The organism is Pararcticibacter amylolyticus (assembly GCF_003130405.1).
GTDB lineage: Bacteria > Bacteroidota > Bacteroidia > Sphingobacteriales > Sphingobacteriaceae > Arcticibacter > Arcticibacter amylolyticus.
This window is the reverse complement of the sequence record NZ_QEAS01000002.1, coordinates 1-14,197: the sequence shown is the minus strand read 5'-3', so window position 1 is coordinate 14,197 and position 14,197 is coordinate 1. Positions and strand designations below refer to the sequence as shown.

General features: G+C 47.4%; 13 protein-coding genes. 5 read left to right on the top strand and 8 right to left on the bottom strand.

Annotated features, from left to right (window positions below):
* The 4 genes from DDR33_RS25680 to DDR33_RS02510 all read right to left on the bottom strand — a co-directional run.
* The coding region (locus DDR33_RS25680; protein WP_158280616.1) for a DUF6266 family protein at positions 1 to 540 on the bottom strand (540 nt) is incomplete at its 3' end.
* A gap of 76 nt (positions 541 to 616) precedes the next feature.
* Positions 617 to 1,258, bottom strand: coding sequence for a DUF6266 family protein (locus DDR33_RS02525; protein ID WP_109414209.1), 642 nt, complete (start codon positions 1,256 to 1,258; stop codon positions 617 to 619).
* A 467-nt stretch (positions 1,259 to 1,725) separates the two neighbouring features.
* Positions 1,726 to 1,980 carry a helix-turn-helix domain-containing protein gene (locus DDR33_RS02515; protein WP_158280615.1) on the bottom strand — a complete coding sequence of 85 codons (255 nt, stop codon included), beginning with the start codon at positions 1,978 to 1,980 and terminating at the stop codon, positions 1,726 to 1,728.
* Between the two features lie 46 nt (positions 1,981 to 2,026).
* Positions 2,027 to 3,466: a GntR family transcriptional regulator gene (locus DDR33_RS02510; protein ID WP_109414206.1), complete on the bottom strand. Its 1,440-nt coding sequence runs from the start codon at positions 3,464 to 3,466 to the stop codon at positions 2,027 to 2,029.
* 227 nt (positions 3,467 to 3,693) lie between these two features.
* Between DDR33_RS02510 and DDR33_RS02505 the strand changes: the two genes are divergently transcribed.
* The 3 genes from DDR33_RS02505 (at position 3,694) to DDR33_RS02495 (ending at position 5,266) form a co-directional block, all read left to right on the top strand.
* On the top strand, positions 3,694 to 4,242 hold the full coding sequence (locus tag DDR33_RS02505; protein ID WP_109414205.1) for a Crp/Fnr family transcriptional regulator: 549 nt from the start codon (positions 3,694 to 3,696) through the stop codon (positions 4,240 to 4,242).
* Positions 4,243 to 4,437: 195 nt separating this feature from the next.
* Entirely contained in the window at positions 4,438 to 4,905 is a 468-nt protein-coding gene (locus tag DDR33_RS02500; RefSeq protein WP_109414204.1) for a MauE/DoxX family redox-associated membrane protein, read from the top strand.
* Between the two features lie 82 nt (positions 4,906 to 4,987).
* Complete coding sequence (locus tag DDR33_RS02495; RefSeq protein WP_146198683.1) at positions 4,988 to 5,266, top strand: hypothetical protein; 279 nt, start codon at positions 4,988 to 4,990, stop codon at positions 5,264 to 5,266.
* Between the two features lie 42 nt (positions 5,267 to 5,308).
* Here DDR33_RS02495 and DDR33_RS02490 read toward each other — a convergent pair whose 3' ends face one another.
* The 4 genes from DDR33_RS02490 to DDR33_RS02475 form a co-directional block, all read right to left on the bottom strand.
* Positions 5,309 to 6,781: a TlpA family protein disulfide reductase gene (locus DDR33_RS02490; protein WP_109414202.1), complete on the bottom strand. Its 1,473-nt coding sequence runs from the start codon at positions 6,779 to 6,781 to the stop codon at positions 5,309 to 5,311.
* Positions 6,778 to 8,151 carry a RagB/SusD family nutrient uptake outer membrane protein gene (locus tag DDR33_RS02485; protein WP_158280614.1) on the bottom strand — a complete coding sequence of 458 codons (1,374 nt, stop codon included), beginning with the start codon at positions 8,149 to 8,151 and terminating at the stop codon, positions 6,778 to 6,780. Before DDR33_RS02485 ends, DDR33_RS02490 begins: the two co-directional genes overlap by 4 nt.
* Positions 8,152 to 8,167: 16 nt before the next feature.
* Complete coding sequence (locus DDR33_RS02480; RefSeq protein WP_109414200.1) at positions 8,168 to 11,515, bottom strand: SusC/RagA family TonB-linked outer membrane protein; 3,348 nt, start codon at positions 11,513 to 11,515, stop codon at positions 8,168 to 8,170.
* 124 nt (positions 11,516 to 11,639) lie between these two features.
* Positions 11,640 to 11,867 (bottom strand): hypothetical protein, encoded by a 228-nt coding sequence (locus tag DDR33_RS02475; RefSeq protein ID WP_109414199.1) that lies wholly within the window; start codon positions 11,865 to 11,867, stop codon positions 11,640 to 11,642.
* Between the two features lie 841 nt (positions 11,868 to 12,708).
* Here DDR33_RS02475 and DDR33_RS02470 point away from each other — a divergent pair.
* Together DDR33_RS02470 and DDR33_RS02465 are read left to right on the top strand one after the other, a co-directional pair.
* Positions 12,709 to 13,296, top strand: coding sequence for a helix-turn-helix domain-containing protein (locus DDR33_RS02470; RefSeq protein WP_109414198.1), 588 nt, complete (start codon positions 12,709 to 12,711; stop codon positions 13,294 to 13,296).
* A gap of 329 nt (positions 13,297 to 13,625) precedes the next feature.
* Entirely contained in the window at positions 13,626 to 14,039 is a 414-nt protein-coding gene (locus DDR33_RS02465; protein ID WP_109414197.1) for a hypothetical protein, read from the top strand.
* Positions 14,040 to 14,197: the final 158 nt, after the last annotated feature.

The following is a 14,197-nucleotide window of genomic DNA, read 5'->3' as shown; positions in this document are numbered from 1 at the left end:
TACGCTCCTTGAAGCATCCTTGCCGTCTCTCCTGACAAAGAACAGATAAGTATGCACCGTATCCCCCAGGAACTGCCCCGGGCAGGTGAAAGACCAGGTACCATCTCGGCGAACAGCTTCGCCTTCTTTCATGACAAAAAGATCTTTCTCCTGGTCGTACAATACCGCTACTGCCTCATCGTCTTCCCATGCATAATGATTGATGACGACGCCCCATGTCAATGTCATGGTCTGATCCGAGACTGAAACCTTTACGCCGGAAGGTGGGATGAGCCTGCCATTGCTGAGCCTCACCCGCGAATAATCAATATCAAATCCTGAATAATCACCCGTAATTGCATGCATGAGCATATGTGAGAAGGCTGCGTTATAGCCCTTCTTGTATTTCTGCCCGCTCTTGTACACCTGGTTGAGTACCGGAATAAGCGGATTAAGAAAGCGCACCGCAAGGGAGAATTTCTTACGGGTCGCCGTCTGCGCCGGGCTTGATGCGGCAGATCTCCTTTTATTTAACTGAGCTGGTTCTGAATGTAATTCCATAACGTTTGGCTTTGAATATGCTGCCCGCAGGATAAGCGGGCAGCATGAAGTGAATAAATGAACTTGCAAGGGGACGTCAGAACATCGTTGTCTGTCCGAGGTATCCTGAGCGGCTGTAGCGGCCGTCTTCAGACACAAAAAAGAGCAGGCCTTCAATGGTGTCGCCGGAAAAACCCTGCGGCATTGTTATCTGGATCGTCCCGTCTTCCCTTTTCGCCTGGCCAACGCTCAGCACATGGAACTTCCGGGTGGTATTGTACAGCACGATGTAAACCGAGTCTGTCGCAAAACCAGCCAACCCATTTGAAAAGCTGTTCCAGGAGATGTCCACCACGTCGGGGACCTCAGAGATGAACTTCTCGCCGGCAAGGCCGATCAAAGCCCCCCTGCTGATGACGACCTTACTAAAATCAATCTCAAAATCCGGGTAAGTCCCCTTGATCGCCTCATTCAGGTTATCACGAAGCGAAAGATTATAACCTGTGGCCCGCGTCATGTCACGGCTGCTGTAGCTCTTCTCCAGCAGATCTTTCAGCGGGGCCAGGAAGCTGGTCATCAGCGCAAACCTGAGCCGCTGCTCCAGTTGAGCCGTGGTTGCCGGTTTGTTGCTCTTTTCAGACAAGCCCCTGATATAGCTGATACTGCGCCATTTTGAGCCGATCACGCTTCCGGCTTTTCCTGAGAAGCCGCCGTTGGCACCTTTTTTTATTTCTCCCATTTTGTTAAAAATTTAATTGTTAAACATTCTGTTAATTACTGTCAGCATTGCTGTGATTACCGGTAATTGCTGCCTGACAGAACAAACATAGGGTTAGGTTTATCAATGTCCTAATAATCAAATTCTTACTTCTGCGAGCTTCAGGTTTTTTCCGCGAATTTCCGGATATTTCATGATTCAAAACCGACGGCGCATCCCCATGCGGCAGCTATTGTTTGCCTTTGCTTCGGGACAGGTTGCAGGCTTCCGGCCTAACGCTTTGGGTCGGCACGCTGTTTTCTCCGGGATCCGTCCGGGATTTCTCCCTGATTTACCGGACAAATCCCGGACGAGTCCCGGAGCCAGCTGGTAGAAATCTGCGTAAAAAGGCAAGCCAGGTACGAAGCATTCCCGAACCAGAGGCAAACCAGTCTTCCCGCATGAGGGAAAGGCAGGCCCTTTCCGGGCGCCTTTCCCAAAAAAGAAATTTAAATGAGACGAAAGATGTCCGACTGGCGGTAATAATCCCGCCTTCCGATACGCCGGCCGGGTTTAAGAATTCCCGAAGATTTGTAGGTATAGATGGTTCGTGCGGTAACGTGAAGAATCTGGGCAACCTCCAGGGTATCAAGCCACACTTCTTCTGCCGGAGGTGCATTCCGGCTCCTGATTTCTGCAAGGATCTCCCGGAGAAGCCCTACCGCTTCGAAAGCGCTCCTTGCCAAACGTGGAATTAACTTCATGATATGGATCAGTAAATAGTGAAAAAATGCAATTCTGAAACGGGTGTTATCCCCGGCGGCACATTTTGTAGGCATCACATAGTTTTTCTGCAATAAACGGCAGCGGACTTTTCCTGTCAATGCACACCAGGTTTACCCGGAGCAGTTTAAAAGGAACACCGTTTGAAGAAACATCCACTGCCCCGCCAATAATGATATTATCCTTCTCCAGCAGGTTTTTCATTTCCACCATGTTTGTTAGCTCAGGGAAGTAAAGAAACATGGATGCTCCCCGCTCGGGTATTCTCACCTGCACTTCCTTTAGGAAAGAAGGATCAAGGCTTTTGTAAAGGATGTCTCCGCATATTCTCACCTCTGCTGCAATCTTTAGGGCCGTTTCGTTCAAGTGGAATCCCTTTAGCAGATAACTCGCTGAACTGAGATAAAGATCGTCGTTTATGTTACAGGAATGAGTCATATTTCTGAGCGAACGGATCAGGTTGACCGGTCCGCACACAAACTTCAGATCATAAAGCTCGTGGGTCAGTTTACTTACACAGCTAACCAGGATTGCATTTTTCTGGTCTTCAGCAAACAGCGGCGGTGTAGCCCCGCGAAGGAATTCGTGGCCGTAATCCACTTCAATCACAGGAAAATGATATTTGTCGGCCAGGTCAAGCAAAGCAGTGCGGTCTTTCGGCGGCAATTCAACGCCTCCATAATAGTCATAGCGGGGTTCAAGCACTACTCCGCCGATCCTTTCATGCCCGCCCATTCTGAGAAGCTCAGTTGTAAAAGAAATGTTATCCGTATTTTTTAATCTGACCACATCAAAAGCCGAATTCCTGCAGGCATGGTACACAGACGGCGCTATGGTGCCGGGTGTCACCAGCATCTTCTCCCGCCGTGCTGCCAGCACGCTGAAAACGTAATGAAGGGCCGTGTTAGCTCCTTTTATCACGGCGCACTGGCTTGTTTTCAGACTTACCCCCCTGAACCTTGCCATGCTCTCTGCGATATCCTCAACCACCATTTGTTCGTGTGCTGCATAGTTGCCCGGAAACCAGGAAGGAGAGATCTTCCTGCATTGGGCCCTTAGCTTTGCTTGAAGGGTATTGTCGGGAAAAGGAACATCCAGATCAAGGCGGATAACCTTCTTTCTTATCGGGTACTGAGGCTTAATATCCAGGGGCTCGAACATCCGTATGGCATACGGCGCTTTCTCCGTCAGGCCCCTGGGCATGAAATGCATTTTAGACTCCAGCACATAAACAGCATTCCGCGGATTGGTAGCTATGTAACCTCCGGCCGTTAACTGTTTGATCGCCTTTGACATCGTATCATGGCTAACGCCAAAAATCTCCTGCATTCTCTTCAAAGTAGGAAGTTTATCGCCCGGCCGGAAGTGCTCCTCTTTAATCTCACTTATAATTTTTTCAACAACTTGCGTTAAGCGGGAAGTACCGGGTACAAATTCGAAAAATAAAAAATGTTCAGGGTTGTTCATGTCTTCTTAAGATAAGAGTTCATCTTTCGGTGGAATGATAAGTAAAGCCAATCCTCGGTACCGGCGGATGATGGTAATAAATTTCTTTCTTGAATAACTATTTTAGTCAATATTACGCACCATAGGAAAAAAATGCTACTGGTATTGTATAAAAACAGCCTCTGGTCTGTTTTTTTTTCGTTCTGTTCTTGCGAACTTGGTGTCAGTCATTCACAAGATTCAAGAGCATGAAAGAAACCTTCACCTTTTTCCTTAAGCAAAGAGAACTTCTTTACCACGCTATTATAGAAGCCTTTCCCGAACGTGCTAAAATCTATCCCCAGGGCGCATTGCTGGCCGGGCCATCGGCAAGCTTAAAGGGAGGATGGATTGTGGTACACGGACTCGTAAAAGAATATTGGTATGATTCTCCCGGGAACCAGGTTGTTTCGGGCTTCCTGCATTCGCGGGATATCATTGTTCAGGACCACCTGCTCTATGGAGAGGCGCCCGAACCCTGCTTTTTTGAACTAATAGAAGACTCTGAACTGATTTTCTTCTCTATAGACGAAATGCAGATAAGCGGCAGCAAACGGTTTCCTGCTGACATGCTGCACCAGATCTCGCTTACAAGCCTTGCCCGGCAAAGACTATACAACGCGATACTGAGGCTGCCACTCAAAGAAGCTGTCCGCTACATCAAAGCCCTCTACCCTCTTAACCGGATCCAGCGAAAAGACCTGGCTTCTTTTATGGGTGTAACGGCATCCACCGTGAGCCGGGCCCTGCAAAAATAAGGATATGTAAAGCCAGTCACTGCTCGTTTGCAAGCTGTCAGTGCTAATTTGCAATTCAACAGGTGACAAATGCAATTGAAGATCATGCAAATGGATTACCAGTCTGCCTTCACCTGCCCTTAACTTTATATCCACAGCACGGCATGAGAAAAAACCCTGAAATATTTACCAGGATCAACCCCAAACGAGAGCAATATGAAAGCAAGACAATGGTTCCTTGAAATAGCAGTTTACCTGGCGGCCCTGCTCTTTTTGTATACAGCTGCAAGCAAACTAATGGACTTCGATACGTTCAGGAGGCAGATCAGCAACCAGGTATTCGATGAGGTGTACACGCCCTGGCTCAGCTATGGAATTCCGCTTGCGGAGCTGCTTGTGGCCGCACTGCTGGTATGGCCGAAAATGCGGATGCCCGGACTTGCCGCTTTCACCGCTATGATGGCCGTGTTTACAGGATATGTGGCACTGGTAACCTTCGGCTACTACGACAGGGTGCCCTGCGGGTGCAGCAGTGCTTTTGAAAACCTCTCGTGGCCATGGCACCTGGCGGTTAATATCTTCTTTACCTTACTGGGTCTAACCGGGATCATCCTGCAGCAAAAAGAGAGAAAGACGGACGGAAGTGAATTAACCATACAGAAGTACAGGCCCCGGCCTGTTTAGAAGATATTCTTTGCGCGAAGAACGGGGGAAGCCGAAAACCTGCAACAGAGTAGGCAAAAATCAAAACCAAATTAAAAACAAGATGATGGTTCCACAAAAGAAAAACCTCTTACAAAGAGTACGGATTGTTTTTACGGTCTTAATAACAGTCCTGAGTTTCGGCGGTGTAATGGCTATGAAAGCAGCTCAGACCCCCACCTATTACATGAGGGGAGATGAATACCTCGAGGTACCTGGAGGAGCAGCAGGAGAAGGCACCCAATGGGAGTGTAATTCAGGTTCTTCTATCTGCACCTATGATGAAAATCATCAGCCAATTGGTTCAGCCAACCGCCAGTTCAATCTATTAAATGTTGATTAATGGATGAGGCTAAGGAAGTACGATACTTCCTTAGCCTTTTATTCAGGAAATGGTTCTCCTGATCAGGTCAATCAGCTTGTCCCTTACTTCTGCTGAACCGTCGGGCATCGGGGGCGTAACAGAAACCACCTCGCCCTTTCCGTTAATCAAGATCAGTTTCGGGCAGCCGGTGAGATTATAGAATTTCAGAAAAGGATCGCCGATCCCCAGTCCGTTCGTGTAAAGACTGAGGCTGGAAGGATCGGTGTACTCGCCTCCTTTTAAGGCCCTTAACCAGGTATCCCTGTCTTTGTCTACGTAGACATTTACAAACACCACTTTCGCTGAATCCTTAAAGCTGTCTAACACGGGTTTCATTCTCTGGGTCAGCATTTTACAAGGGCTGCATCCTTCAAACCAAAAGTCGAGCAGCAGCACCTTCCCTTTAAAGTCATTTAAGGTCACCGTATTACCCGCGGTGTCTTTGAAAGAAAAGGGATACGCCGGTTTCAGCGTCTCATAAGAATTCTTAAAATGAGTAATTAAAGCCCTGTACGAGTCGTTGCGAACCTTCTTTAAGCCGAATTCGGCACATCCGGCATAATCCTGGTTCGTCCGGGGATAGTAAATGAGAAAAGATGTAAGCAGCTTCTCCCTGAAAAGATCCGGCGCGTGTTGATATTCTTCCTGGAGCTGCTGTATCAACGGGAGCAGAACTTTCGCAGAACGGCCGTTTCGCCGAATGAGGTCTTCAATCAATTTCCTTTGGAGGATATAATCCACATATTCCTCCGAAACGGCTTTAGAACTCCAGGAAGTATGGATCGTGTCGTCAGCTATTTGCGCTTTATAAAACGCAATCAGTTTTTTCTTCCTTTCAATAGAGTCAGGCAGCCTGAATGCTTCGGGCCACCACCTTAAAAGAAAGCGCATGATCTTTGCGTTTTTATTAGATCCGTAGTAATCATTCTTCAGCACATCGAAGGCAGCCTGCGACATGGAAGCTTTGTATTTTTGAAGCATCTGCATTTGCAGGTTATAAGCAGAATCAACCCGAGTGCTCGCCAGCCCCGACATTACGTCTTTTGCAATCTTCGCAGCCGTGATAAAAACAGGCTTTTTCGATGCGATCATTTTTCTTAACAAACTATCGGTCAGATAACTGCATTCGTATTTGAGGGCATTCCTGCCCGAAAACCTCAGGCCTCCGGTTGATACCTGAATAAAAACAGAATCACCGGGTTCGACCAGGAAGCTTTCCTTAAAAAGCGTTCCGGGCAATTGCAGGTAAGCAATTTTATCCAGGCCCTTGATCCTGAATTTGAATTTACCGTTATGCACCTTCGCGGACAAGCTTTCGGCATTCACCTTTTTCCGTCCGAACGTCTCGCGGTAAAGCGTGATGTGAATAGAGTCATTTCTGTCCGGGGCGAGCATGCCCTCTAAAACTGTTGGTTTAGCCGCAGGGGCCTTCACCTGCGAAAAAGCATTCGCAGAGAGCATAAAAAGTACACTGATAAAGAAACGCGTTTTCATCTTTCGTTTTGTTTAATGTTGCTGATTAAAATTTCCTGTAATGGTACCGGTAAGGCATACCGTATGCTGTTGGGTTCAAGAGTATAAGTGGTTTCGCCGATCACTCTTTTAAGGCTTATATTGTGGCCCTCCTTATTCAGGCGGCGGATATCTATCCATCTAAGCCCCCGCCAGATCAGTTCTTTCCGCCTTTCAGTGAGGATGAGCGACAAAGCCTCCGAGGGGCTTGATGCACTTAATGGAACATACCCGGAAGGGCTGTTAAACCGCCTTACCAATAAGTAATTAAGGTCGTTCATCGCCTGCCCTGCTTTACCAGCCCTGGCATATCCCTCCGCCCTGTTCAGGTACATTTCGTCCACCGCTAAACCGGTGAACGCGGCAGTAGTACCGTTGTACCCTCCTTTTATCGTATAACCGCCCGTTCTTGATCTGAAGAATACAGATTTTCTCAAATCATTGGCCGCATAAGAGCTGTAGAGTGCGGTGTCTATAAACGAAATCGTGTTCGACGAGCTCAAAAGAGAGGTCGCAAAGCTTGGGACGTAGCTTTGATACAGCACCTCGGCAGGGTTCCTGGTGAAGGGCGTATTCGATGTTTTACTGAGGGTGTTATAGTCGATCAGGGTATTGTACAGGGAAAGGCTGCTGTCGGCATAAGCGGTAGACTGGTCATACTTCCGCATACTCAGGTACACCCTCGAAAGCGTGGCGTAAACCGCGGCCTTGCAGGGGCGATTGAGATTAGTACCCGGCTGCAAAACCGTACTCCATGCAAGCGATTCCTTTAAATCTTCAAGGATGCGCTCATACGTTTTCCTGACGGATGCACGCTGCTCCAGGATATTCACATCGGCTTTCAGCCGGAGCGGCAGCCCCGGATCCTGCTCATAGCTTTCCTCATCGTAAGGCAGGCAAAAGTGCTGGGCAAGGTTAAAAAAGGCATACGCCCTCATAAAAAGCGCATTGCTCTTCACCAAACCATACCCCGCTCCTTTTTCCGCGTTTGCCGCAAGGCCGTCGAGCACTACGTTTGCCGCGTAGACCTCCGCATACAAAGAATTCCAGTCCGAAACTTCGGCCGTACTCCCTTCATAAATGTCCTTCGCCCAGATATAGCTGTTTTTGTCGACCGAGTTGAGGGCAGTCCACGAAGGCTGCTGTAAATAGTAATTGTCTGAGGATATTTCGGCAAAAGCCCCGGTGTAGTTGAGATAGTAATAATCCAGGATAGCCTGAAAATCTTCCGGGCTTTGCGGGACGATAATATCCGAAGAAGGCTTGTCGTCGAGGAAAGAATCGATATCGCAGGCCGAAAGGCAAAAAATGAATGAGCCAGCCGCCGCGAGGGTGAGTATAAAATGTTTCATGTTCATTATCTGATTTTTAGAATGCTGCCTGGATCCCTAGTGAAAAGCTCAAAGGCGACGGAGTACCTAAAATATAATCCGGATCGAGGTCCTGGCTGCTTGCTTTCCATAAAATGCCGATGTTGTTTACATAGCCGTAAACCGAAGCCGAACGCAGCCTGACCTTCCGCAGCCAGGCAATAGGCACAGAATAACTGCATTGAAGATCCTGGAGGCGGATGTGATCGCCTTTCTCCACCAGGATCTCACTGCGGCTGTAGAAGTCATCGCGGTTCGCGTTAGAAACCGGGTAAATCACAGAAGGCACATTGGTATGCAGCTCGTCGCCCGGTTTCTGCCAGCGCAGTGCAAAATCAGCGTGCCCGGCAGTACCGGCGCTGTTGTTCAGCATAGCCGAATACATGGAATAATAGTTGACCGAGGGCCTCCGGAACACATATCCCAGCTTCCAGGTAATATTCGCAGAAAGGCTGATCCCTTTCCATGTGAAGGTATTGCGGAAGTTCCCGAAGGAGACAGGTACCTGCGAACCATTGTAGACCACATCGTCTATCGAAGCGGGGTTGAGCAGATTTGCATATACAGAGCTTGGGGAGCCTTCCACGTAGCCGCGCGGGTCGCCGGTTTGGGGATCGAGCCCGGCCCATTTATAGCTGAAGAGCGCCATATAGGGATAGCCTTCGATGGGCTGGCTGTAGTTGCCGCTGACATAATAGTTTACCGCGGGTTGTTTATACAGGTATTGATCCACTTTATCCTTCGTATAACTGTACTGCACTACCGCCGACCATTGCAGCGGTTTATTGATGATCAGCGCATTCAAGCTCAGGTCGAGGCCGCTGCCCGAAATATTTGCCGTATTCCCCTTAAAGGTCGTGACACCCGTTTGCGGTGCAAGCGGACTGGTGCCGATCATGTCTTTCCCCTTTTTCTGGTAGTATTCCAGCGATCCGCTCAGGCGCTTATTTGCCGAGGAGAAGTCGGCCGCAAGGTTCAGCATCCTGATCTTTTCCCACCGGAGTTCTGGGTTGGGAGGATTGGTAATAACGGCGTACTGCGCCTGGTACACATTGGTGCCCGAAAGCGAAGCGGTAGTCAGGGCAGAAAGCGATTTGTCGACATTGCCGTTATACCCTGTGGTGAACCTCAGTTTGAGGTAAGGAAGCCAGGCAGAATGATAGAACTTCTCGTCGCTGATATTCCATGCCAGCCCTGCCGACCACAGGGGCACCCCTTTCTGGTTGGTATTCACGCCGAACAAATTAGACTCATCCTTCCGGGCGCTTGCCGAAAGCGTATAGCGGCCATTATAGGTATAAGAAGCATTTCCGAAATAAGAGAGATAATGGTCGGTGGTGTTCCTCCTTGAAATAGCATTGGGAAGCGCATAGAAAAAGCCCTGCGGCCGGGTGCGGTAGGTGGTCGTATAATCCACAAAAGAGAACGTTTCATTCTCCGGGTTATAGCCATACACGGTATTGCTGTAGCGGTTAGTAGCGTAGTCCTTAAACTCCGTACCTGCAATGGCCGAAATACGATGAGGGCCATGCAGGGTATCGAAATTTAACTGCGCCCTGATATTGCTGGTGGTATACCCGGCATTCACCGAATTCAGGATGCCGCCCAAAGGCACCGGCCTCTGCACGGTAAGCGTATTGTAGTTTAACTGTGCGTACTGGTTTACCAGGTTGCGGGTATAATAACTATCCGCAGCGTTCAGGTCATTCAGTTCGGAGGTGCCTTTACTATACTGGTATAAAAAGCTTGCCTTCAAGCCCTTTATGATCCGGTAGTTCACGGAAGTATTCAGGCGGTAATCTGTCAGGCTGGAGGTATTATTATTCTGCCCGATCTCTTCCAGGGGCTTATATTCCCAGTTCAGGAGAGTGCCTTTGCCGGCGGTGTCCAGCCAGCTCTTCCGGTAATCTTTATATACCGGTAAGGCATTGCCGTGGCTGTCAGCAAGCGAAACATAGGGATAACGCACGCCGGTTCCTGTCATTTTTGAGGACTGGGAATGATTGTCGGCCGTGGAAAATACCAGGTTCGCCCCTATTTCCAGTTTGCCCTTCAGCAAGGTGTACTGGTCATTTACATTGACGGTAATCCGCTTTTGCTTGTCGAATACCAAAGTCCCCTTTGTTTGATCATAACCAGCAGAAGCGTAATAGCGATGACCGGAACCGCCCCCGCTGATGCTGAGGGAATATTGCTGGCTGATGCCCTGGCGGTAATAATACTTTAGCAGGTCGTTGCGTACATCCAGGGATTGAAGCTGCCTGATCTGATCAGCAGCTTCCGCATCTGAGACCTGGTGCAGCTTTTTCCTGTTCAGGATCTCTACCACCGGCGACAGGCTTAAGTATTCACTGCTGATCCGGGAATTGAAGTATTGCTGATCAAACAGGAACTGCTCCACACTGATATAATCAGCCGTGCTCATAGTAGGCTGATAGAACAGGTCGGGCTTCGTGGTAACCGAAACATTTGAATTAAAGCCAACCTTCGGGACCTGGTTCAGGCGGCCTGTTTTAGAAGTGAGCACGATCACCCCGTTTCCCGAACGGGCGCCCCAGATAGAAGCAGCAGCGGCATCCCGCAGAACAGATACAGAGGCAATATCATTGGGGTTGATGTTGCTCAGCTCACCGTCGTAGGGGAAGTTGTCCAGTACGATCAGGGGCTCTGCCTCTGCAAAGATGGTGCTTCTTCCGCGGATAGAGATAGCGGAGATATTAGCACCGGGGGTTGATACTGCGTTCTTATTAAAAATCAGGCCGCTGACGAGACCATCCAGCCTGTCCAGGATGTTGGTGCTGATCCTGCGGTTGAGCAGGACGCTGTCTATCTGTACGAAACTTCCCGTTGCCCGTTCTTTGGGGAGCTGCTGGTAGCCGGTGCTGACTACCTGGACTTCGCTTAGCTGGGTATTATCGGGGTTTAATGAAATGGAAACGGAGGTTTGGCCGGGCTTGAGGGGATGTTCCTGCGAGCGGTAGCCGATGAAGGAAATAATGAGTGTTGGGGTTGCTGAGGGGGCTTTGATCTGAAATGTGCCGTCCTTGCCTGAGCTGGTAGCGAGGGTGGTGTTTTTAATTTTGATGATGGCACCGGCGAGCCCCTCTCCTTTTTCGTCGGTGACTTTGCCGGAGATGGGAACCGCTGTCTGCGCGTAGGTGCTGACGATGGCCATCAGGGAGAAGAGGATGACCATCAGGATGTAAAAACAGAGCAGATACTGGCCGAGAAGTTTCTCTGTGGCAGGTTGTTGTATCGGGGCGGGAGTTTCCGCCGGAGGGTTATGATGTTCCTTTTTTTGCTTAAAACAGGACAAAAGAATCCCCTGTACTCGGATTTTGAGCATTTTTTGATTAATGATTAAAGGGTTAAGAAAAGACTATGGAGGCCGGAGGGCCTGATCGGGAGGCAAAGGAGTGAGCTATCATGGAGGGATAACTGTGGGCATGATCCATATTGAAAGGGAGGGTTTATGCATTACCACTCCCCTCTGTGCCTGACGCTGCTGTTTCTTTGCGATGTTTATAGATATCGGCCAACAGACCGTCGAGCTGTTCGTAGAAATACATCAGGTCGGTTCTTTCTCTCCGGGGAAGGGAGCCAAATTCGCCGGTGACGGCGGACTTAGCTAACTTCCAAAGGTAAGTCCTGCTACCCTCTTCATCGTAGTTAATGAGGAACTCATCGAGTGGGCGCATTAGATGAAGACCTCCTTCCTGGAAGATAAGCAGCCAAAGCCGGTTATACCGCTCGCATTCGCGGCTTTCGCTTTATTTGTTTTCGGTGATGCTGGCATTTTTAAGCTTTGAAGCGTACATTTGAAGCATAGGAGTTCCGTTAGGTAAAAAACCTTCATTTTTGACTATGTATAGTTGATGACTTGGGCTGAAAATGGAGTATTCAGACAAAGAGAAAAAGACTCATTGTATTAGTAGGTGCTGAGTCTAGATTTCTGTCGTCTGACATAGATTGGATCATGGAATTATTCAGGGCCTTTGATAATTCGCATAATTGGATTTTGCAAAGGATTGGTTGATGCCGCGAGGGCAGAAACTCCATAATAATTAAAAAGTAACGAGTGAGGAAAAAGTCTAAACGAGATGTAGTCGTAAAGATTTCGGTCGACAAACATCTGTTTATGTACATTCTCTCTTGTTTCCATGTTACCGTCATTTCTTAAACGGCATAGGGCTACATTAAGAAGTTGAAGGCGAGACTGGTGCCATAGAAAAAAGCTATGGATTGGGTTGCCTCCTCGTCACTCTTAAGTTCCCACGAAAGACACGGATCAACAGCAAACCCATACCATAGCAATGGCTAATATAGTCATTTCTATAGACATGGGTATAGATGCTGCCTCGCGTCTTTCGTGGGATATTGTCAAGCGACGAGACCTTTAATGTATACCTACACTATATTTTATTAGTTCAATTGAATGTTGCTTATGTCATAAAATGAATTGAAAACCCTCTTACTTATCCCCTCTTGCTCAGGAGATAAACAAAGATAAAGATCATTTTTTAATTCTCAAATATAAGAATGAAAAAAACAAAAACAAACGAAAAGGAAATAATATTCAACAAATTATCAATTGATCATCAAATAAAGACAGGCAACAAGTTAAGAGACCTGCGGAATATTCTTTTGCTGGCAGTAAATGTTGTTTCCAAGGCCACTGGAATTTCAGATAGTACTATCGACAGAATTGAAAAAGGAGATGTTGGAGTCGGTTCCGGAAGAATATATTCCTTAATCTCGTTTTATGGGTTTGAGTACCAAGATTTCTTTAAATTTTCGAGGCCACTCCCTACGGAGGATCAATTGCGTCGTCAAATGAAACGCTTCCATGAACAAAATGGCTGTGATGCTTACAAGATAATCTACAGCCAGCCTGATCTTATCACCTTAATTGAGCACAAGCTGCTTAAGACGGAATTATTTAATGACTGGGTGATTGAGAAGACTGTTTATAAATTTTGCGAGGAAAACTTCGGATATCAGTATAACAGTATCCTAAATACGTTAGATCTAGCTGTTAAAAAACAGTTTCTCATTCATGAGGAAAATTCTAGCCCGAAAAGATTTAAGATGAATCCGGTACTGCTAAAAGAAATTGATCTCATGTGATGCGCTTGTTTTAGTTCTGAAAGTCCCAATCGAAAGGAATACTGTTCAAATATGAGTATGCTTAGATATTTCGCCTGATTGTAAATTATCCTACACGTCAAAAATCTATGGGATAAGTAGATGGCAGAAGTATATAGGGGTAAAATGCAAAGAGAGATTTCCGATCTCAAGCGAGGCATTGATAAACAAAGTAGAGGACTGGGGTCTAAGTTAGTACTAGCTAATCACCTTTAAAAAATGATCCTCATCACCTTTCACGTTTTTCTCCCCTATTTCCTATGCGCATTCCAAAATGATGTATACCTTGGCCTTATCCAAAACCCCTAATCATGAAACACTTAACATGGTTCCTTCTGACTCTTTCTGTCTTTTCATCTTGTAAAAAAGATGACGCTCCTCAAAAAACGCATATATCAACCCTGGAACTTATAATCACCGACCCTATACCTGCCACCGTTTCCAAGATCCGGCTAACCAACGTCGCCGATAACACATTTTCCGAACAAAAGGTAACTTCAGCCGAAAATGAAAACGGTCAACTCCACCTACGGATTCCCCTCTACTCTACGGCCGATGTCGTTGCCAAAGTCACCTTGTATTACACCGATGGCAAGACAGCATCTCAAACTATTCCAGATATAAAGGTTGAAGCCGACAAAACGACCATAGTAAGCGGCGCAATGTTTTCGTTTCACGTAGGAGTCAACGACAGGGATGACGGTGTGATTGTGATAAATTTCTAGGTGCGGTGGCATGGCTGAAATACGGTCATACCTATAATCGTCATGATGAACTGAATCGGATGAATAGGCGTCTTGTTATGATCTTTCGCATATTGCTGATATTGCTTCATAAAATGAGAGGAAAAAATAAAGTCCTTGATATTCATGCGGGTGAGAAG